Annotated in this window: 21 protein-coding genes; 5 read left to right on the top strand and 16 right to left on the bottom strand. The window is 57.3% G+C overall.

Annotated elements, in window-relative coordinates:
- Positions 1-517 precede the first annotated feature (517 nt).
- The 4 genes from DFP86_RS01975 to DFP86_RS01960 form a co-directional block, all read right to left on the bottom strand.
- The gene (locus DFP86_RS01975; protein ID WP_166642113.1) at positions 518-949 is read right to left on the bottom strand and encodes a response regulator; all 432 of its coding nucleotides are present in this window, start codon (positions 947-949) and stop codon (positions 518-520) included.
- Entirely contained in the window at positions 942-1679 is a 738-nt protein-coding gene (locus DFP86_RS01970) for a sensor histidine kinase (RefSeq protein ID WP_133678309.1), read from the bottom strand. The genes DFP86_RS01975 and DFP86_RS01970 overlap by 8 nt, the downstream gene beginning before the upstream one ends.
- Positions 1666-2913, bottom strand: a complete 1248-nt coding sequence (locus DFP86_RS01965; protein WP_133678308.1) for a restriction endonuclease — start codon at positions 2911-2913, stop codon at positions 1666-1668. Before DFP86_RS01965 ends, DFP86_RS01970 begins: the two co-directional genes overlap by 14 nt.
- Positions 2914-3051: 138 nt before the next feature.
- A complete protein-coding gene (locus DFP86_RS01960; RefSeq protein ID WP_133678307.1) occupies positions 3052-3888 on the bottom strand; it encodes a hypothetical protein in 837 nt (278 codons plus the stop codon).
- 744 nt (positions 3889-4632) lie between these two features.
- On the opposite strand from DFP86_RS01960, the gene DFP86_RS01955 reads away from it, so the two are divergent.
- Positions 4633-4890, top strand: coding sequence for a hypothetical protein (locus DFP86_RS01955; RefSeq protein ID WP_133678306.1), 258 nt, complete (start codon positions 4633-4635; stop codon positions 4888-4890).
- A gap of 46 nt (positions 4891-4936) precedes the next feature.
- Here DFP86_RS01955 and nikR read toward each other — a convergent pair whose 3' ends face one another.
- Both nikR and DFP86_RS01945 read right to left on the bottom strand, forming a co-directional pair.
- On the bottom strand, positions 4937-5368 hold the full coding sequence (gene nikR, locus DFP86_RS01950) for a nickel-responsive transcriptional regulator NikR (RefSeq protein WP_133678305.1): 432 nt from the start codon (positions 5366-5368) through the stop codon (positions 4937-4939).
- Positions 5369-5422: 54 nt separating this feature from the next.
- Positions 5423-6088 (bottom strand): helix-turn-helix transcriptional regulator, encoded by a 666-nt coding sequence (locus DFP86_RS01945; protein WP_133678304.1) that lies wholly within the window; start codon positions 6086-6088, stop codon positions 5423-5425.
- Between the two features lie 75 nt (positions 6089-6163).
- Here DFP86_RS01945 and DFP86_RS01940 point away from each other — a divergent pair, with 75 nt between their 5' ends.
- From DFP86_RS01940 to DFP86_RS01930, 3 genes are all read left to right on the top strand, one after another.
- Positions 6164-6589 (top strand): RidA family protein, encoded by a 426-nt coding sequence (locus DFP86_RS01940; RefSeq protein WP_133678303.1) that lies wholly within the window; start codon positions 6164-6166, stop codon positions 6587-6589.
- A 90-nt stretch (positions 6590-6679) separates the two neighbouring features.
- Entirely contained in the window at positions 6680-7081 is a 402-nt protein-coding gene (locus DFP86_RS01935) for a DUF4399 domain-containing protein (RefSeq protein ID WP_133678302.1), read from the top strand.
- A gap of 110 nt (positions 7082-7191) precedes the next feature.
- Positions 7192-7962 (top strand): glutathione S-transferase family protein, encoded by a 771-nt coding sequence (locus DFP86_RS01930; RefSeq protein WP_133678301.1) that lies wholly within the window; start codon positions 7192-7194, stop codon positions 7960-7962.
- A gap of 15 nt (positions 7963-7977) precedes the next feature.
- On the opposite strand, the gene DFP86_RS01925 is transcribed toward DFP86_RS01930, so the two are convergent.
- The 7 genes from DFP86_RS01925 to DFP86_RS01890 form a co-directional block, all read right to left on the bottom strand.
- Positions 7978-9678, bottom strand: coding sequence for a putative 2-aminoethylphosphonate ABC transporter permease subunit (locus DFP86_RS01925; RefSeq protein ID WP_133678300.1), 1701 nt, complete (start codon positions 9676-9678; stop codon positions 7978-7980).
- Positions 9672-10772: a putative 2-aminoethylphosphonate ABC transporter ATP-binding protein gene (locus DFP86_RS01920; protein ID WP_133678299.1), complete on the bottom strand. Its 1101-nt coding sequence runs from the start codon at positions 10770-10772 to the stop codon at positions 9672-9674. Before DFP86_RS01920 ends, DFP86_RS01925 begins: the two co-directional genes overlap by 7 nt.
- 65 nt (positions 10773-10837) lie before the next feature.
- A complete protein-coding gene (locus tag DFP86_RS01915) occupies positions 10838-11854 on the bottom strand; it encodes a putative 2-aminoethylphosphonate ABC transporter substrate-binding protein (RefSeq protein WP_133678298.1) in 1017 nt (338 codons plus the stop codon).
- Between the two features lie 326 nt (positions 11855-12180).
- Positions 12181-12468: a helix-turn-helix domain-containing protein gene (locus DFP86_RS01905; protein ID WP_133678297.1), complete on the bottom strand. Its 288-nt coding sequence runs from the start codon at positions 12466-12468 to the stop codon at positions 12181-12183.
- A complete protein-coding gene (locus tag DFP86_RS01900; protein ID WP_208108182.1) occupies positions 12465-12809 on the bottom strand; it encodes a type II toxin-antitoxin system RelE/ParE family toxin in 345 nt (114 codons plus the stop codon). Before DFP86_RS01900 ends, DFP86_RS01905 begins: the two co-directional genes overlap by 4 nt.
- A gap of 457 nt (positions 12810-13266) precedes the next feature.
- Positions 13267-14190, bottom strand: a complete 924-nt coding sequence (locus tag DFP86_RS01895; RefSeq protein WP_133678296.1) for a 2-hydroxyacid dehydrogenase — start codon at positions 14188-14190, stop codon at positions 13267-13269.
- 225 nt (positions 14191-14415) lie between these two features.
- Positions 14416-16065, bottom strand: coding sequence for an MFS transporter (locus DFP86_RS01890; RefSeq protein WP_208108181.1), 1650 nt, complete (start codon positions 16063-16065; stop codon positions 14416-14418).
- A gap of 63 nt (positions 16066-16128) precedes the next feature.
- Between DFP86_RS01890 and DFP86_RS01885 the strand changes: the two genes are divergently transcribed.
- A complete protein-coding gene (locus DFP86_RS01885) occupies positions 16129-16986 on the top strand; it encodes a LysR family transcriptional regulator (protein WP_133678295.1) in 858 nt (285 codons plus the stop codon).
- A 33-nt stretch (positions 16987-17019) separates the two neighbouring features.
- On the opposite strand, the gene phnN is transcribed toward DFP86_RS01885, so the two are convergent.
- The 3 genes from phnN to phnF are packed head-to-tail and all read right to left on the bottom strand — an operon-like array spanning position 17020 to position 18999.
- On the bottom strand, positions 17020-17589 hold the full coding sequence (phnN, locus tag DFP86_RS01880; protein WP_133678294.1) for a phosphonate metabolism protein/1,5-bisphosphokinase (PRPP-forming) PhnN: 570 nt from the start codon (positions 17587-17589) through the stop codon (positions 17020-17022).
- Entirely contained in the window at positions 17579-18274 is a 696-nt protein-coding gene (locus DFP86_RS01875) for a DUF1045 domain-containing protein (protein WP_133678293.1), read from the bottom strand. Before DFP86_RS01875 ends, phnN begins: the two co-directional genes overlap by 11 nt.
- The gene (gene phnF / locus DFP86_RS01870) at positions 18274-18999 is read right to left on the bottom strand and encodes a phosphonate metabolism transcriptional regulator PhnF (RefSeq protein ID WP_133678292.1); all 726 of its coding nucleotides are present in this window, start codon (positions 18997-18999) and stop codon (positions 18274-18276) included. Before phnF ends, DFP86_RS01875 begins: the two co-directional genes overlap by 1 nt.
- Positions 19000-19134 lie beyond the last annotated feature (135 nt).

Here is a 19134-nt window from a genome sequence, read left to right as displayed (position 1 = left end):
AGTGCGGAAACAGGCTGCTCAATGAGCCCCGGGTGGGTCAGATTTGAACTGTCGATTTACCGGTAAAGTGGGTCAGATTTCGACTGTCGTTGACAATGAGTCGACTGGCAACAGGAGGATAGTGTGTTCCCCAGGTTTAAAAGCAGCCTTTCGGCTACGGTGCAATGGAAATGACCGGTATGTTGCCCTGAGCGGACGCTCTGGGCAAATAGGGTGGAAGACCGCTCCGGCCGAAATGCGGCCACAGAGAGCGAGATCATCACCAAATGACAGGTTGTCGGCCATTGTGGCCGTTGGCGGTTGCAGTCCGGAGTGGCAGCAATGCCGCAGTTAGCTGACGTTGCCGTGATCAGACAGTCGAACGGCGGCTTTCTTGACTGGCAAACGCTTGCTCTCGCCCCATAAGAGCCCGTTGCTTTCGGGCTATCAATGCCATGAATGCGTCTACAAAGCAATGTTAAATAGCCTAGCTGGCAAGCACCATAGAATACCCCATCATTTAGATTTTCGGTCCAAGTTAGCGGTTGGAAGTTGGGTCGAACGACAGAACGTCATCAATCTCCTTCTTGAAGGACCGTGGTCTCCCCTTGGTGACATAGCTGACACTCATACGATCAGTTTGGGTGCGTACTTCGTCCACGTCATGAACCGAATACACAATGACCTGACGCCCACGGTACCCCATTCCTCGTGCCATCTCTGCGACGTAGAGACCGCGATAGACCGTGAAGAGATCGCCCTTTGCTTTGATTGCTGTCCCATACTCCCCTGGGGCAGGTACGTTGAGATCGAGAATAAGCATTCTGAACGTAGATGTCTTTAGTTGTTCGACAGCTTCGGCAACATTCTTGGCAAAAGTACATTCATATCCCTTCTCGGCCAAATAATCTGAAAGCCAGTCAAGAATATGCGGCTCATCATCCATTACAAGGATTTTATTATTATCCATTTTGGCTCTCCGTGATGAATGCATTCGGAATGCGAACCTCAAAGCAAGCCAATCGCTTTGCGTTAACATAACTAGCGGAGATTGTTCCCTTGAATAACCTCTCGATTATCAGTCGACAGATATGAAGACCCAATCCCGAGCCTGCTGATGTTTTTTCCTCTGCTTGCTTTCCTCGCACCCCCAGTGCAAAGATATCCTCCTCGTTGGAAAAAGGCGTCCCCCTTCCTGAAAACTCAATAATCAGATGGTTTGTTCTTTTCTGAATCCAATGCTTTATTTCAACGGTAGAATTAGAATCGCCATATTTTGTATAGTTATCAAAGATGTTCATGAAGATTTGCCGCATCAGCTCTGGATCCCCATGCACTGATGTCTGATTACTTCTGTCTTTGACTTCGAACCTTATTTCGTTATGAGCAGCCTGTTCCTGAAAAAACTGTGCAGCCTCAATAAGTAATTGTGGGATTACGCATATCTTAGTAATCTTAAATTTTGGCTCAACAATTGAACTTGTGCCATATTGTGCAAAGTACGCCAGGTTGCGAATCAGGGAGACTGTGTATTCGAGTTGTGCCCTTGCACTCTTGATACGTTGATCTCTACGATCTCCCTTTATAGTTCCATCTATTAAATTATCCAGCGTGCCGATTACTCCATTCAACGGATTAATGGCTTGGTGTGTAATATTCTGGATCAACGCAATAGTTTGAGTGGGATCAACTGGCTGCATTCATTCTCTCCAGGATGACTAATTCTGGGGTCAATTTTACACCAATGCTCCCCCAAAATCCGATGGTCGTGAGATCGCTAAGTAGTGTTTCTGGGATGCCCTGCCCACGGATTTCTACAGCATTAGGGCTATCCTCAATTCGTGCTACCACCATATCGGTTGCTTTTGAGTAACACCGAATGAGAGCAGCAATCGCACGCACTGCGAAGCGGTCAAATCCCAGGAGAGAAATTGATTCTGCATCTTTGAGCCACTCATAGGCGTCAACCTCAGCTCTAAAACGCTGTACGGAGATATGGCCAGTGAGTTCTATCTCGCCAAGGCGTGCGGTAATCAGCTCCGATATCGCTTGTATGGCCGCCAAGGGCCCCTCAGTCGTTCGTCCAAACTCTACCTGGGCAGCAATGCTATTCGTATACTTTAGGAGTATTTTAGAAAGCTCAACAATGGCTGGAGCGGCATCTTGAATGGGCTGACTGCTCAAACCATACTTGACCTGAATATCCGTATGCAGACTCAGTCGATGATCAAAATCATGGCCGTTCCAGAACCTGATGCTCGGCGCCCGGCGCGTATCATTCCAACGATTTACCTCATCCACTGCTTGCGGCGAGAGTGTCGAAGTGGTGACAAGCAGGAAGACATCTGCATTATTAGAGTCGGCGAATGCAATCTTCTCCCAGACTGTTGGCCAACTAACCGTGCCTGAATAACGCTTGCAATCTACGTACCAACTTTTTTGGGAAGTGTACCCAGAGAAATCATCCATAAATTCATCACCTTGGATATCTCTACCCCCATCCCTGCCCGGGGTTCTCCAAACGCTGTTTTTAAGACCCAAGCGTGCCAGGAGGTCTAGGGTTAAATTCTCAAATTCACTAGGGGAAAGATCGGTGAGCGTTCGTATTGTCATCATGTCGCCTATCGGAATTTCATGCTTAATATTAGCAATGCCACCTTCCTTGCAACTTTTCAAGCTGCAGGGTATCAGGAACCCATGAACCGCCCGATTTTCAACGAGTCTTGTTGGCTTAAGTTGAGACCATTGCAAAGGCCTTGCTGGCGAGTTGCCGCCAGTAGTTTGCCTTAGTTTCTGCCGGAGGAGTAACCCAGAATAACGTACTGACTGAAGTAGGCAACTCGCCGTTCTGTGCCCTTCGACGGCGACTTGCATGAAAGAGAAACGGCTCAGCAGGTTTGACGCCTGCTGGGCTGCTGAGGTCAGGTGGGCCATCACATTAGGCCTGTCCCTCTACTTTCTACTTTTCGGCTAAAGTTGCCTGTCAGCCGTGTGATAAGTAACGACTGTGGTTTACTGTATTTTTTTGCAAAAACAATAAAGAGAAAACAAAGTCAATTCACTTTCATGATTTTATTTATAATCACCAGTATAATTGGAATATTCTCTTAATATCATTGCATATTTTATTGCATCCCCTCCCACATCCCGGCCAGAAACAATACGCCTTGCTTCATCTAAAAATTTTTCCTCCAGGATGCTTCTTAAATATGAAAATTTGCTAAACTCCATAGAATCCATCTTATCAATTTCTTCCCGTGTAAAAAAATTCTCCAACATATTTCTCATGCCACGAGTCTTATACCATGGACTAAGAGAATTTTTCTTAATGCTTTCCGATATCTCATAAGCCAATCTAAAGTTTAGTGCCCTGTATGCAAAAAAGAAGAACCACAATTTTTCACCAACATGAAGGCGAGCCAAATCCACCATCCCGTCATCATCTATCTTTGATGTAAATATTTCAAATATTTCACCTTTACTAAATTTTTGTGCATTTTCAATTTTCGTGCAATCAAACCGGTTGAACTCTGCTTCAAGTAAAACATCAACAGTAGTAAATGCTGATGGTGTGGAATTTCTCAATGCCACAATACCACTCCACAGCTTCTCCACACCATCTACCTTCTTCTGCTGTGCAATAGCAATGCTTCCTTCTAGAGTTTTGTGCGCCATCGATATGGCAGAAAATTCCTTAGCCACTTCATGCTTAACAGACTCAAGACTTTCATTGTTCTTCATTGTCAGCTCGGATTTTAGCTTTTCCAGTTGCGCACTGTACTCATATCCGACACTGGCCTTAAGTCTTTCTATAAACCAGTTTTTTACTAAAAAAACCAGAGCAGATAAAAGAACGACCGAAGAAAAAGATGAAATAATCACACCATAAACAAAATCAATCACAAGCACCTCTCTTCATAATCTTAAATTATAATCGCATCTAAGTTTACCGAACGTCTTCAATACTTTCTAACGTACTTTATGCATCTCACAATGCCAGCGTGACTACTTCTACCCCCTATATCACCCAGCAAAGCCTGGAAGACCACTTCGGCCGGGAGTTTCTACTACCCATCACCGCCCCGACCAATATCGGCGAAGTTGATTAGAAAGTACTTCGTTAGCAATCCGATGAGATACGAGAGTCAAAGCTTTTACCTGCTTCTTTGAAAGTGGCGGCAATAAGAGATCGTCGCCCCGAGTTCACAGGAATGTATGGCTGGCAAAGGCAGCGTATGCATAGATTGCAGAGGACACTTTCCCCTCTGGCTGAAGCCTTTCCAAAACCTGTAAAAAGTGCGTAGAGCAGCCTGAAGGCTGCAGAGAGCGAAGGTCTAGAGTTCGGTGCAATGTAGACATGACTCAGCGAAATCCAAACGGCCGCAAAGGCCAAACAGCAACAACCCTGTAATACCCCTCTGAAGGCCTACACAAGCCATCAACCCTGACGAAAAAGCAATGCCCCCCACCTCAGCCAACCCACAACATGCAGGCACAAAGTTTCAGCATTTTCTGACGGTCGCGCTTGGTTGTCTGTTTGTGTCTTGCTGGGTAAGGTATGCGGTGCGGCGTTTGCCGCGAAGAGGCGCGGGCCCGGGGTGCTACCAACACCGTCGAGCCCGCTAACCACACCAACTCACTCCAGGAGTCAGAATGGCTACTCAAGATGGTAATTCAGCTCAAGTCTTTTTTCCAAACCAGGATTTCCGCCAGCAGCAGTTACTTTCCCTGATTTCCGTGTTGTGCTTGCCGCGTGGCAGTCGTCCAAATTCCGACGAGTGCCGTTTGGTGGTCGATAGCCGCTTGCCATGGGCGTTCGAGTCGGTCGATGGCAGCACCTCGTGGATGTATCTGCCCAAGGCCGCGCGTGTGCGCGAGGTGGCGGGGTGCCTGGTGCTAACGGCCGATTAAGGCCTTCAGTTGGAGGCGGGGGCGATGCCCCCGGCCGCTGCCTCATTCACACGCGTCGCCATGTCGGTGTCGGCGACGCCGCCAGTGGAATCAATTGCACCTGGCCATGGCGAACGCCGGTTTCGGCGATCACCGTGTTCGCAAAGGCCGACACCTCGGCCGCCCGGCCGCGCAACAGCACGGTTTCGACACAGTCTTCGTGGCTGATGTGGGCGTGCATGGTGGCGACGGCCAAGTCGTGATGATCGTGCTGCAGGCTGGTCAACCGCGACGACAACTGCCGTTCGTGATGATCGAACACATAGCTCAGTACCGCGACACAGGGTTGATTGTCGTCCTGCTGCAGATCGCGCTCGCCCAATTCGCGCCGCAGCATATCGCGCATGGCTTCGGAGCGGCTGGTGTAGCCGCGCTGGCGCATCCAGGCGTCAAAGTCCTCGGCCAGTTCGTCACTGAGGGAAATCGTCAAGCGCTGCATGGTGAAACTCCGTTTGGGATTGCATAAAGAATTCGTGGATGGATCGCCGGCGGCTTAGGCCGCGTCGTCGGCGGGTGCTTGCAGGCGATAGACGCAACGACGGCCGCCAGCCAGTAGGTGCGTCTCGCGTGTGACCTGTGCCCAGCCCGCCATCAATGTCTGAAACTGCGTCAGCTCCGATGCGCAGAATTGTTGGCATGCGGTCGCCGCCGCGCAGATCGGGCAGTGATCCTCGATGAGCAGCCAATCGTCGCCATCGCGCGCCACGCGGGCCATATAGCCCTCCTCCGAGCGTAGCTCCGCCAAACGCTCGGCCCGCTCGGCCAAGCTGAGCGCCGAGCCCAGCGCCGCCTGGTATCTGGCCAATTGCTGTGCGCCGCGGTGCTCGACCAGGCGCGCAACGCCGTCCGCACCGAAGAGATCGCCGACCGATTCGATCAACTGCACCGTGAGCTGCCCGTGCGCATCCGGGAAACGCGCGTGCCCCAAGGGCGTCAAATGCCACAACTGCTTGGGCCGGCCCACCCCGGTACGAGCCAGCTCCCCGACCACCAGATTCTGCTCGACCAGTTTCACCAATTGCTGCCGCACCGCCTCGGACGTGGTGCCCAACGCCTGTGCCAGGCTAGCGGTACTGCAAGCCTCGTGGGTCTTCAGCCACCTCAGCAAGTGATCCTCGGTACGGGCCTTATTTTCAAAGTCATTACTTGCGTAATTCATGGCCGCCCGATAATATTCAAAGTGAATACTTGCATTATATGCGTATTCCCACACATAACAAAAGGATCGACCATCATGGAAAAAGCACCTTTCCACAAAGAAAACGTCTATGGCGTCTGGAGCAAGGATTTATTCGCCGACGCCGCCATCGTTCAAGGGCAACATAAAACACTCTATATCTCGGGTATGGGCGCGGAAGACCCCGATACCGGGGAAATTACCCATTTGGGCGATTTCAGCGGCCAATGCCAGCTGGCTTACCAGAAAATAGAACGCATCCTGCGCGCGCAAGGCGGCGATATGAATAGCATTGTGCGCATCGTCGCTTATGTAACCGACATTCGCTATTTCGCCGACTATATGGCGTGCCAGAAAGCCGCGTTTGCCGGTGCGCCCATGCCGCCGCACTCGCTGATCAACGTCAGCCAATTGGCCATCCCCGGCATGATGGTCGAAGTCGAAGCGACCGCGGCCATCGCCCTCGACCCGTCGGATCAATAACGGGTTTGCCGGGCTCCTAGCATAACGGCCACTAGCGTGTCATACATACAGGGTGTTCCATGCCGTTTCCGCATTGCTAAGGAGCCCACCATGAAAAGCAAGTTCTCTCAACTCGCCGCCGTGCTCGTCTTTTTGTGTACCGCAGCCGCCCAAGCGTTTGGCGCAACGGTATTTTTCATCGGGCTGGAAGATGGCGCCACGGTCGAGAGCCCCGTCAAAATGCAATTCGGCGTCGAAGGCATGACGGTTCGTCCAGCCGGCACCATGGAAGCCGATACCGGACACTTCCATCTACTGATCGACACCCCGGCGCTGCCCAAGGGCGAACTGATTCCGTTCGACGAGTCGCATCTGCATTTCGGCAAGGGCCAGACCGAGGTCGAGATTCCATTGCCCCCCGGCAATCACACCTTGACGCTGCTGTTCGCCGATGGACAGCATCACTCCTACGGGCCCGAGCTCAGTCAGACCATCAAGATCCACGTGCAATAGCCCTCCCCCGTAATGGACGACGCCAGGCTGGCCGCCTGGCGTCGTCGCATCCATTTATGCAAAATGCAAAAAAGTTGTAGAAAGCGCAGCGCGTTGAGGTATAAACAAACTTGCCGACCACCACCCGCGCCAGCGTAACCATGATGATGAACCTGATCCAATTCCCCTATTCCCACTTCTGCGAAAAAGCCCGCTGGGCGCTGGACTACAAGGGGCAGTCGTATGCGCGGGAGAATCTGCTGCCGGGTCTTCATCTGCTGCGCACCAAGCGCCTCGCGCCACGCGGCACGGTGCCGATCCTGCAACACGACCAGCAGGTGATACAGGGTTCGGATGCCATCATCGATTATCTGGATGCCCATTGGCCGCAACATCCGCTGACGCCGCAAGACCCGGATCTGGCGCGCCAAGCGGACGAATGGGAACAGTACGCCGCACGGGAAATCGGCGTGCCGCTGCGGCGCTGGTTCTATTCGCAAGCGCTAGGCGATCGGCGGCGCGCACTCATGTTCTTGCAGGTCGATGCCACGCCGCTGCAGCGTGCCGTGCTGCAAACCGCCTATCCCCTGTTGCGGCTGCTGATGAAAAAGGGCATGAACATCAACCCGGCCACCGGGGAAGCTTCGCGCCTACGGCTGGAAGCGGCGCTGGATCGGCTGGACGCCTCGCTAGCCGGGCGAGCCTTTTTGGTCGGGGATCAGTTCAGCCGCGCCGACCTGACGGTTTGCGCCCTGCTCGCCCCGCTGGTGGCCATCGGCAAAAGCGAGGCCGAGCTTGCCGACGCGCTGACACCGGTTTTGCTGGCCTGGCGCCAAACGCAAAGCGTCCGCCCCTGCTTCGACTGGGTGCGCGGCATCTATCGCGACTATCGACGCAAGTAGGCCCGGCCGCCCCCATCAGCCCGCACGCCAGCGCTGTGTGCGGTGCGCCAAGCGGCGCTCCAGCCAAATCGACAGCAAGGATGCCGCGGCCGAGGTCAACACCACCAAGGTGGCCATGGCGGCGGCCGCGGCCGTATCGCCGGTCTCGTCCAGGGTAATGATGGAAACCGCCGCCACACTATGCGCGGGGCTCATCAAAAAGATCAGCGCCGACAGCGTGGTCATGGCCGAGACAAAGAAAAACCGCGCCACGTCCACCAGCGCCGGCAGACACACCGGCAGCGTCACACGCCACATCGTCAGCCAGAACGGCACCTTGAGCGAAGCCGCCACCGCCTCGAACTCTCGATCCAACTGTTTAAGCGCCGTGGCCAGCGTCAAATGCGCGGTGCTGTAAAAGTGGGCGATGGTACAGACCACCATCAGCGCCAAGCTGCCATACAGGCCATTGAGCGGGTTGGCGGGATGATTGAAAAAGAATACATAGCCCAGCCCCAGCACCAGTCCCGGCACCGCCATCGGCAGCATCGCCAGGCAACGCAGCATGGCGCGCGCGCCCGGCGCCAGGGTCATTTTCTCGCAGGCATAGGCGCTGAGAAACACCAGCGCCGTGCCGAACAGTGCGCTGGCGCCGGCCATGGCCAAACTATTGCCGTAGGCGGCCCAGCCGCCGCCGTCCGACTGGCCGAATTGGTAATGCAGCAGGGTCGGCGCCAGATTGTAGGGCCAGTAACGGATCAGCGAGGCGCCGACGCCGACGGCCAACATACCCAGCAGCCCGGCCGAGACCGCGCAGAGAAACAGCAGAACCCACCGATCGCGCCCGGGCCGCGGCACCGGCGCATACGGCACGGCCCGGGCGGTCAGCGCCGCCTGCTGACGCCGAGCCAGGCGCTGCTCAAGCAAGAACGACAGCAAGGCGGGCAACAGCAGCATCAGCCCGATCACGGCGCCGCGCGGGAAGTTTTGCTGGCCGATCACCTGCTTATAGGCTTCGACCGCCAGCACGTCGACATCGCCGCCCACCAGAATCGGCACCCCGAAATCGGTCATGACCAGCGTGGCCACCACCAGGGTGGCCGAGGCCAGGCCATAACGCGCGCTTGGCAGGGTAATGGTCAGAAACCGGCGCAACGGGCCGGCGCCCAACACCCTGCCGGCTTCATAGAGCCGTCCATCCGCCGCCGCCATCGCAGTGGACAGGATCAGCAGCGCATAGGGAAAGGTGTAGTACAGTTCTCCCAGCACCATGCCCCAAAAACCATAGACCGTGCCGCCCGGCATCCAGTCTTTCAGCGGCCCCTGGTTGCCGAATAAATAGACCAGGGAAATGCCTGGCAGCAGCGAAGGCGTCAACAGCGGCGATAGCCCGATCTGACGCCACAGCGTCCGACACGGCACGCGGGCATGGGTCAAGCCCCAGGCCATGGCGAAAGCCAGCGGAATCGCCAGCAGGCAAACCACCAAGGCCAGCGACAGGCTATGCATGGCCGCCCGCATCAAGCCGGGCGAGTCCAGCACCTGCCAGAGATTGGCCAGTCCGACAAAACGATCCTGCCGGTCCAGCACCGCGCGACCGAAAATAAACGTCAACGGCAACAACACCGCCAGGATCAACAGGCCGGTCAACACGCCGATCAGCAACAGACCGATACGGGTTTCGCCGCGCGAGACGCCCGGCGCTGCGTGACGTCGTGGCCACATCGCGCTCAGCATGCGGCCTCCCCGGCAAACGCCAACAACCGGGTCGCGGGCAGCTCCACCGGCACGATCTCGCCGGGCACCAGCGGCGGGCGTTGCAGCATGGCGGGACACAGTTCGGCATGCAGCACCTGGCCCGGCATGCCTTCCGGCTGCAAGCGCACCCGGGTTAGCGCACCGGCGAAACGGACATCCTCGACCCGTGCCAGCACCGTATTGGCCGCACCGTCCCATTGCGCTTTGACCACCAGATCCTCCGGGCGCAGAAACAGCGTCAACTCGGGGGCTTCCGGCAGCGGCGCAGCCAGTTGCAGGCGGTGGCTGCCGACCATGACCGACTGCCCCTGGCGGCTGCCGACCGCAAGCCAGTTGGCATCGCCGACGAAGGTCGCGACAAAGCGGCTGGCCGGCCGGCGATAGATTTCGGCCGGCGTGCCCACTTGCTCGATGCGCCCTCCCTGCATCACCACCACCCGGTCGGCCAGGTTCAAGGCCTCTTCCTGATCGTGCGTCACCATCAAAGTGGTCACGCCCAGGCGTTGCTGCAGCCCCTTGAGTTCCTCGCGCAACCGGTCGCGCACGCGCGCATCCAGCGCCGACAACGGTTCGTCCAACAGCAACATGCCGGGAGAAGTGGCCAACGCCCGCGCCAGCGCCACGCGCTGCTGCTGCCCGCCGGACAATTGCGCCGGGTAACGCGCCTCGACCCCCGGCAGCCCTACCATGTCCAGCAGCGCGCGCACGCGCTGAGCGATGCGGTCCCGGTCGCGGCGCGGCTTCAAGCCGTAGGCGATGTTCTCGGCCACCGTCAGATTGGGAAACAGCGCATAACTCTGGAACACAATGCCGTAATCGCGCTCCGCCGGCGGCGCATGGGTGATGTCGCGCCCGGCCAGGGCGATGCGTCCGCCATCCGGCTGGTCGAGTCCGGCGATCAGGCGCAGCAGCGTTGTCTTACCGCAGCCGGAAGGGCCGAGCAGGCAGACGAACTCCCCTTTGCCGATCGATAGCGACACCGCGTCCAGCGCGGTAAAAGCGCCAAAGCGGCGCGTCAATTGCTCGACGGTCAGGTGATCCGCCAAACGGGTCAAGCCATCGGCCACTTGCATGCCGACCTCCCTCATAACAAAGAGCGCGGATCCTCCCCGCGCTCTCGATGGTTGCTGTGACGCAATCAGGACTTCGGCGCCGCCTTGCTTTCATAGCGACGCGACCATTCTTGCAAAATGGCATCGCGGTTTTGCGCCGCCCAGCCGAAGTCGTTCTTGATCAAACGCTTGGCGTAATCGCGCGGCAAATTGGGGTTGGGCTGCGCCACGCCCGGCATGGCCAGCACGGCGTAGCTCTTCTGATACAACTGCATCGCCGGCAAGCTGGCGGAGAAGTCGGCCAGTTTCTGGGCGGCGGCCAGATTCTTGGTGCCCTTGACGATGGCGGTTGCCTCCAGATCCCAACCCAGACCTTCCTTCGGGAAAATCAGCGCGATCGGCGCGCCCTGGCTCTTCAGTTCCGCACCGCGGTATTCGAACGAGATCCCAATCGGATACTCGCCGGACGCCGCCATGGAACAGGGCTTGGAGCCCGAGTGCACGTACTGGGCGATGTTGTTGTGCAGCTTGTCCATATAGGCCCAGCCCTGTTTTTGCCCCATCAGCTGCAGCCAGGCGGAAACATCCAGATAACCGGTGCCGCTGGAGGCCGGATGCGGCATCACGATCTGGCCCTTGTAGACCGGTTGCGTCAGATCGGCCCAGGTTTGCGGCACCGGCAGATGCTTCTTGGCGGCTTCCACGGTGTTGAAGCAAATCGTGGCGGCCCAGACATCCATGCCGGTCCATTGCGCCGGTTTGCTGCTGTCGACGAACGGGCGGCTGAGCTTATCGGCGCCCTTCGGGGTATAGCCCTGCAACATCCCTTGCTGTTTGAGGATCATCAGGCTGGTCGCGGCCAGTCCCCAGACCGCGTCGGCCTGCGGATGATCTTTTTCCGACAGCAGCTTGGCGGTAATGACACCGGTGGAATCGCGCACAAAGCGGATGTCGATATCCGGGTTGAGCTTCTGGAAGGCGGCCTTGTAGGCATCCACCTGATCGGCCTCCAGGGCGGTATACACGGTCAGGCTGGTATTGGCGTAAGCCAGCGAGGCGGCCGACAGGGCCAACCCCAGCAAAACGGCGATCTGTTTCTTCATCGGAGACGGCTCCATGTGTTTAGACGTATAGACAAATTTATCGGCACTTCGGCGCGACGCGGCCGCTAGACCTGCCGCTACCTTACGGAGCCAGGATTACAACGCCATAAACCTTGCATGAAGCTTGTTTTGGGGTACTAGACGATTGTTGTTAAGGGGAGATGGAACTTGGGTATGGGGTGTTTGGATTGGGCAACACAGCGGAAAACACAGCATCAGCGCAGTCCAACTGGCCCTGCCGCAGCTTTATTGCATAGGGTGTCCGTTGCACCGGATCTTGCACTTAAGTCTCTGCAGGGCTAGAGAAAAACCAAGACCCTCTCCGTTTACGAGGACAACACAGAAAGAACCGCTTCGGGGTTCTTGGCGATCACCAGCATCAGGACACGCGCCGGGCCATGCGGCTGCCGGTCGCCCCTCTCCCAGTGACGCAAGGTGCCAAGGCTCACGCCAAATCGAGCGGCAAATGCCTGCTGGGTCAATCCCGTCTGCGCACGAATCGCCTTGACGTCCAGCGGCGCCAATTGGTGGACAACCGTGTCGGCCGGCCGCCCCTGCTGGTGTGCAATGGCCTCGTTCAGCCCCTGCTTGATGCTATCGAAGAGCGTACTCATTTCAATGCTCCGTGCGCGTAGTCAGCCAAAATATCCACCAAGACAGCCAGTTCGTTTCGCTCGGCCTGAGGCAGGTTGGCCGCTTCATTCTTGCCATAGGCGGTCAGTAAGAATAAGGGGATAAGGTCACTGTGATAGTAATAGATAACACGCGCACCACCGCTTTTCCCCATCCCTGCACGTGCCCAGCGTAACTTTCGAATCCCTCCAGTGCCCCGAATCAGATCACCAGCCTTCGGTTGACCGGCCAAGTAAGTGATCAGATCCTGCCGCTCGCCATCCGTGAACAGCCTTGCAGCTTGCCGACGAAACTCCGGCAACTCTACCAACGTCAGCAACACGGCATGTAATCCATTGGATTATACCAGATGCTAGGTTCGCGATGGCTTCGGAATTGTTGAAGCGTATAGATTAGAGGTAATTCAATGGTTTTCATGTTGGAAAGATGTACGGATAAACTATGCAGTCAACACGAATCGCGCACACGAATAAACTTGACGCGGCAGTCATGCATAAATGGCGTTAAAAATAACCAAGGCATACATCGGGTTCAGCGTAAATTTATCTCTAGTGCCCAACCTCCGCAGCAGACCCACCAAAGCCACCCCGCTCAACCAGCGAACCATCGTTCTGCACCACCAGACTGCCACTTGGCGGTACGAAACCGGCAGCCTCTCGCAGCCGCAGCGCCAATCCAGAGCCTATATAGAGCGTCAGGCCTTTCAAGTTGCATGCCCCCAAACGCTGGGGAAAGATGCAATAAGAAAGACTCGGCCCGTTTATTGTTTACTAGGTAGGTCAGTAAGCCTGTGCTCGATCGACCAGTCCGGCCGGCACCTCGCCGCGCTGCAGCGCCCGTAGGTTGTCGGCGATCTGCTCCACGGCGGGACCGTGCAGGGTGATGGCCGCGATGTGCGGGGTGATCGCCACATCGTGCCGATCCCACAAAGGGCTTTCCGCCGGCAGCGGTTCATTGGCGAACACATCGAGCTGGGCAAAGCGCAAATGCCCGGTTTCCAGCATCTCGAGCAATGCGCTTTCGTCGACCTGGTCGCCCCGCCCGACATTGATCAATGTCGCGCCGCGCGGCAGTCGAGCCAATCGCCGATGGTCGATCAGCCCGCGCGTTTCCGGCGTCGAGGGCAGCACGCCCACCAATACGTCGGTCTCGGCCAGCAGATCTTCCAATCCGTCAGGGCCGTGGTGGTAGCGAACTCCCGGCAAGGCCTTGGGGCGACGGCTCCAGCCGGACACCGCATAGCCGAACTCGGCCAGGGTTTGGGCGACCACAGCGCCAATGGCGCCCAGCCCCAACACGCTCACCCGGACTTCATGCACCAGCTTCGGCGGCAACGGTTTCCAGTCGTGCCGCGCTTGTTGCTGTTGGTAAAGGTCGAAATGGCGCTGGTGTCGCAGCACACCGTACAACACGTACTCCGCCATTTGCCGCGCCATGCCGGCGTCCGTCAGGCGGATGACCGGTACCTGCCGTGGAAGATCGGGACGAGCCAGCATACGATCGACGCCAGCGCCCAAAGCAAATACCGCCTGAAGCTTAGGGAGGCGCGCAAAAAACCCCTCCGGCGGGTTCCAGGCGACGAGGTAGCGAACCTTGCTGTAATCCACATCTTGTGGCCACGCGGCCAATTCAATCCCGGGAAGGGCATCGCGCAAGAGTGACGCCAAGTGATCGGCATCGCGTGCGGTATAGAGATAAAGCATGGCTTGTCCTGAAAATGGGGTCTCTCGCGAGGCTAGCGAATCGCGGGGGGATATCTTCCGGTACAACGGGGCGGGAATGAAGATCCGCTTATGAAAAATTTTAATGAACCAGTTTGTCATGGCGAAGAGGCGGCAATGGCCGCCTGCCACGGCGGCCAATTGCTCGATGTTTATATGTCAGGATGCTGTTAGGGCTTCGGAAAAAAAAATCGACGTAGATGATGATTATTTTTCGCAAAGAGCCACTTTCATCTTGGCGGGCACGATTTGTTTTTTGTCGAACACCATTATCGCCACAACCCCGATAATGAACGGTGCCAAGGTTCCATATAGCGTTACCCATTCGAATCCATGTATCAGGGCATTTTTCGCAATCGACCCCGGAATACCCTGCATTGTCATGTCGGCAATATTCCCGGCTGCGATCAGGTCTATCAAATGGTTTACATCCGGAACAGTCCCTGTGCGCGGTAAGAATAGAATCAAAGTGTCCGCGATGCCCCGCACCAGAATAAAACCCATGATGGCAATGTTGACGGCAAGCGAGATCATGCGAGCACTATATTCCATGCCGGATGCCATACCGGCACGCTCGGGTGGCAATGCCCCCGTTGCGGTGTTGGTGACGGGGGTATTGGTCAGGCCCAGGCCAATACCGGCCAAGATGCAGCCTGGCAATAGCGTGATCCCGCTTGCCTGATCGGTTGCCGTGATCAGATGTAGCAGAAAGAATCCCGACGCTATAAAAAAAAGGCCAAGTGGAATCACAAATTTCGGACCGCGCTTCGCCAGCATTTTTTCTGCATAAGGCGGCACAACGATGGTCGGTAGCGTATAGGCCAGCACCGTAAGACCGGATGCCAGGCTGCTATAGCCCAGAGCAGACTGCAGATAGATTGGGAAATAGATCACGAATGGCCAGAAACTGAAGTTCATGCCGCATGCGCCCAGTAGCGCGCCAGAAAAGCTGGGGATACGGAAGGCGTTGAAATCGAACATCGGTCGAGCGACACGGTTCTCGATGAATAGAAATAGCACGAAACTGACGATGCCGCCCGTGAGCACGGCCAACGCCGCCGAACCGCCATCCCTCAGACCATGTCCTTGGGTAATCAGGTATACCAGACAAAAAACGGCGAGGGACAATGTCGCCATGCCACCCACGTCAATCTTGCCCGCGTGAGGATCGGATGACTCCACGACACCGGCGCGAGCGAGTAAAGCCGTCAGCGTCGCGATAAAGACATGAATCAGGAAAACCCACTGCCAACTCGCGAAGGCGACAATGGCGCCACCGACGATGGGGCCAAACCCCAGTCCCAAGCCAAATATCACCCCCCACCAGCCGAAGGCCACACCGCGCTCCGGCCCATCGCGGAATTGATGCGACAGTACCGCAACCTGACAGGCCAGCATGGCTGCGGCACTGGTTCCCTGCAGGAAACGTGCGGCGATGAGAAGCGGCGCACTGGTTGCCAGTCCGCAAATCAAGGACGCGATGCCAAAAACCACAATGCCAGCCATAAAAACCCGTCTACGGCCAAATCGATCAGCCAGCGTCCCCATTGCCACTAACACTGAACACATCGCAATGGTATACGCATTCATGACCCATTGAAGTTGCTTGAAATCGGCGGGCAGTAAACGCTTGAGGGTCGGTAAAATCGATGGAACACTTGTAATTTCCAAGCCCAGCATAATCGCAGATAAACACACTGCGGCTAGGGCTATTTTGTTTTTCGACGATGAAACGGAAGACATATCCGACTTCGCTCCGGTTATTTTGTTTTTAAATAAAATAGCGCCACTTAAATTCGGGCGAAGACCGAGAACTCGACGCCGCTTCTTACGAATAATCGGTTTGGATAGTAGCATTCGGTTGACAGGCATTAAATGCCACGAGCATTATTACTGCGATATCAAAAATGAATAGTTGAAATGCCTACATTGGATATTGCCGCCGTCAGGGCGTTTGTCGCGATTGCCGATTTAAAAAGCTTCACGCGCGCCGCAGAGGTTTTGGGGACAAGCCAGGCGGCTCTCAGCATCAAGCTCAAACGCCTGGAGAAAACGCTGAATCACCGCCTGGTCGAACGCACTCCGCGACAGGTTCGACTCTCGTTGCATGGCGAGCGGTTCATCGAGTCCGCCCGGGATTTCCTCGATGCCCACGAGCGTGCCATCGCCAACCTGGCCACCCCACGCGAACAAATCAGGCTGGGCGTTTCTAGCCATGTATTCGGGCCTGAAATGCCCTACATACTATCCAGGCTGAGATCGCTGGCCCCTTCGCTAGTGATCGAACTCCAATTGGACAGCGCCTGTACGATCCTAGGTGCTTACGGCGATAGACAGCTTGACGCCGTCGTCATTCGTAGAGAGGACGACATGCGGGAAGGGACGACTTTGTGTCCCGAAGAGTACGGTTGGTATGCCTCGCCGGATTTCGACTGCGCGCCGGATACGCCCTTGCCGTTGGCTAGCATCAGTCCGCTCTGCGGGGTGCGCAATCTGGCCATCCACGCACTGGAGAAAACGTCGCTGCGCTGGACGGAAGTATTTATCGGCGGAAATATGCAGGCCGTCATGGCGGCGGTCTCGGCGGGCCTTGCCGTCGGCGCCTTCCCACGCAGGCTGGCAAAACCCGCACTGATTGACGTGGCGGACCGATTCGGCCTGCCCAGCCTGCCATCCTCTTCGATCGTGATGCTTTCATCCTTGTCCGATCGTAGTACGCGCGAGGCCTTGCACACCGTCGCCACGGCATTTCGGGAGTACCACGCAATGGGTCGATGAATCGCGCCATCACATAGCGAGCGGTCGTATTTCTTAACCCCCGCTTGGGGGCGGGCGCTGCAACAAAGCCACCAAAGCCTCCCCGCCCTCAACCAGCGAACCGTCGTTCTGCACCACCAGACTGCCGCAAGGCGGTACAAAACCGGCCGCTTCTCGCAGCCGCCGCTCGATTGCCGCTGGGGTTTCGCGACCACGGGCGCGTAGCCGCGCCGACAGGATGGCTGGGCTTGCCAGCACCCACAGCGGCGTTAGCGTCGGGAAATGCGCGGCCGCCGCCGCGAGTGTCGAGCGCGAGCCATTGACCACCACGTCCAGCCCCTGCGCAAGCCAAGTCTCCACCTCGCCCCCCAGGGCATAGCACAAAGCATGGCGGCGCCAGCAGAGCGCAAAGCAGCCATGTCGTTCCCTGCACTGGAACTCCTGTTCGCTGAGTGCGATGTGGTTCTCGCCGCCGGCATCGGCCGGCCGGGTGATGTAGCGATGAGCGAACACCAGCCGCGCCTGGCCGGATAGGCGCTCGCGCGCATAGGCCAGCAGACTGTCCTTGCCGGCGCCGGAAGGGCCGATCACATACCACAGCCGGCCGATGGTTTCAGCCGCCATAGTGCCTCACTTCACCATCGAAACCGCAATGCGCCAAGTAGCGCAGCGGCAAGCCCGGGCCGGGCTCGACGAATAGCGCCAGGCCGTCGACACACTGCCGGACAGGGTCGGCGAAGTAGTCCCTCGCCCCCTGTTCCAATGCCGCCGCCAGCGGCGTCGAGCGCGCCAGCGCTTGGCTGAGGGTCAGGTGAAAACGGTATTGCTCGAACACATAGGGATAGCCCCAACGGCGATACAGCGCCAACTGCCGGGAGCTCAGGCCCGGGCGCGGCGGCAACGGCCGACTGGCGTCGGTCAGCGGTTGCAAACCCACCGTACAGGCAGTCGCCAACTCCAGCAGCAGCGGCGCGGTGCCCGCATCCGGGCGCAGCGCCAGAAAGTCATCGAGCCAATCCACCCGCAGTGCGATCTCGAAGGGGGTAAAACCGCGCGCCAGGTCGGCGACCGCCGCGAGCAGCGCTGTGCGATCGATGCCGGCGGCGGCGTGGAACGGCGCTTTGAGCGTGGCATGCCAGCCATAACGGGCGGCGGCGCGAGTCAATGCCGCCTGGCTGTCGGCCGCGACCCCGGGTAGCGCCGGTTGCGCCTGTTCCTGGCCGCTCGCGGCATCGCGCCCTAGCCAATCGCTGCCGAGGCGCCAGAAAACCTGGTCGGCCGGCGGGGCATAGAACACGGCGTAGCGCATCAGTGTTCGTCCTCCATCACCAATTGCACCAGGTCGCCGTTGAAGCAGGTCACACCGTATTGCACCGGCTGGCCATCCAGATCGACGTTGAGCGATTTGACGTGCAGCACCGGCCGGTTTTTCGGAATGCCGAGGAAATCCACCACCTCGGCATCGGGCAGGCGCGCCGTCACGCGGGTGAAGCGCCGGGTGTAATCCGGCACGCCGTATTCCTGCAGTGTGCGCGTCACAGAACGGTGCCGGCGGAAGACATCGGGCAGGCCGGGAAAACGCGCCGCCGGGAAGAATGCCGTACCGAAATCGATCACGCGCTGCTCGACGGTACTGATGGTTTTCACGCGATACACCGTATCGCCGGGGGCGATAGCCAAGAGTTCGGCCAGTTCGGCAGAGGCCGGCACGGTGTCGGCCGCCATGATCTCCACCTCGGCGCTACGGTTTTGCCGCGCCATATTGCGGGAAAAACGCGTGCGCTTGCTGATGGCGTAATCGATGGCGTTGTCTTGGACGAACGTGCCTCGCCCCTGCTCGATGCGCAGCAGGCCGCGCTCCACCAACGTCGCCATCGCGCGGCGGATGGTATGGCGGTTGACGCCGAAACGTTCGGCCAACTGCAGTTCGGTCGGCAGTTGTTCGCCCGCGCGCAGACTGCCGCCGGCGATTTCCTCCGCCAAGGTGTTTTCGATCTGGCGCCATACCGCCACGCCGTTGCCGCGTTCGATCATGCTGCCTTCCTTTCGTCTAGCCGGACCATGAAAACGTCACAAAACATTCATCCCGGCATGATGTTCAAACTCTGATGAGCGCCATTATCATGCATACGTCTATACGTTTATATGAATTTTTCTTGAATGAGCTTT

Origin of the sequence: Paludibacterium purpuratum (assembly GCF_004363805.1) — a bacterium.
GTDB classification, from domain to species: Bacteria; Pseudomonadota; Gammaproteobacteria; order Burkholderiales; family Chromobacteriaceae; genus Paludibacterium; species Paludibacterium purpuratum.
Note: the sequence above shows the minus strand (reverse complement) of the source record. Positions and strands in the feature narration are given on the sequence as shown.

Coding starts and splice junctions, on each gene's coding strand:
- DFP86_RS01975 (WP_166642113.1), bottom strand. CDS start 949: ATGGATAATAATAAAATCCTTGTAATGGATGATGAGCCGCATATTCTT.
- DFP86_RS01970 (WP_133678309.1), bottom strand. CDS start 1,679: ATGCAGCCAGTTGATCCCACTCAAACTATTGCGTTGATCCAGAATATT.
- DFP86_RS01965 (WP_133678308.1), bottom strand. CDS start 2,913: ATGGCCCACCTGACCTCAGCAGCCCAGCAGGCGTCAAACCTGCTGAGC.
- DFP86_RS01955 (WP_133678306.1), top strand. CDS start 4,633: ATGGCTACTCAAGATGGTAATTCAGCTCAAGTCTTTTTTCCAAACCAG.
- nikR (WP_133678305.1), bottom strand. CDS start 5,368: ATGCAGCGCTTGACGATTTCCCTCAGTGACGAACTGGCCGAGGACTTT.
- DFP86_RS01945 (WP_133678304.1), bottom strand. CDS start 6,088: ATGAATTACGCAAGTAATGACTTTGAAAATAAGGCCCGTACCGAGGAT.
- DFP86_RS01940 (WP_133678303.1), top strand. CDS start 6,164: ATGGAAAAAGCACCTTTCCACAAAGAAAACGTCTATGGCGTCTGGAGC.
- DFP86_RS01935 (WP_133678302.1), top strand. CDS start 6,680: ATGAAAAGCAAGTTCTCTCAACTCGCCGCCGTGCTCGTCTTTTTGTGT.
- DFP86_RS01925 (WP_133678300.1), bottom strand. CDS start 9,678: ATGCTGAGCGCGATGTGGCCACGACGTCACGCAGCGCCGGGCGTCTCG.
- DFP86_RS01920 (WP_133678299.1), bottom strand. CDS start 10,772: ATGCAAGTGGCCGATGGCTTGACCCGTTTGGCGGATCACCTGACCGTC.
- DFP86_RS01915 (WP_133678298.1), bottom strand. CDS start 11,854: ATGAAGAAACAGATCGCCGTTTTGCTGGGGTTGGCCCTGTCGGCCGCC.
- DFP86_RS01905 (WP_133678297.1), bottom strand. CDS start 12,468: ATGAGTACGCTCTTCGATAGCATCAAGCAGGGGCTGAACGAGGCCATT.
- DFP86_RS01895 (WP_133678296.1), bottom strand. CDS start 14,190: ATGCTTTATCTCTATACCGCACGCGATGCCGATCACTTGGCGTCACTC.
- DFP86_RS01890 (WP_208108181.1), bottom strand. CDS start 16,065: ATGCTACTATCCAAACCGATTATTCGTAAGAAGCGGCGTCGAGTTCTC.
- DFP86_RS01885 (WP_133678295.1), top strand. CDS start 16,129: ATGCCTACATTGGATATTGCCGCCGTCAGGGCGTTTGTCGCGATTGCC.
- phnN (WP_133678294.1), bottom strand. CDS start 17,589: ATGGCGGCTGAAACCATCGGCCGGCTGTGGTATGTGATCGGCCCTTCC.
- DFP86_RS01875 (WP_133678293.1), bottom strand. CDS start 18,274: ATGCGCTACGCCGTGTTCTATGCCCCGCCGGCCGACCAGGTTTTCTGG.
- phnF (WP_133678292.1), bottom strand. CDS start 18,999: ATGATCGAACGCGGCAACGGCGTGGCGGTATGGCGCCAGATCGAAAAC.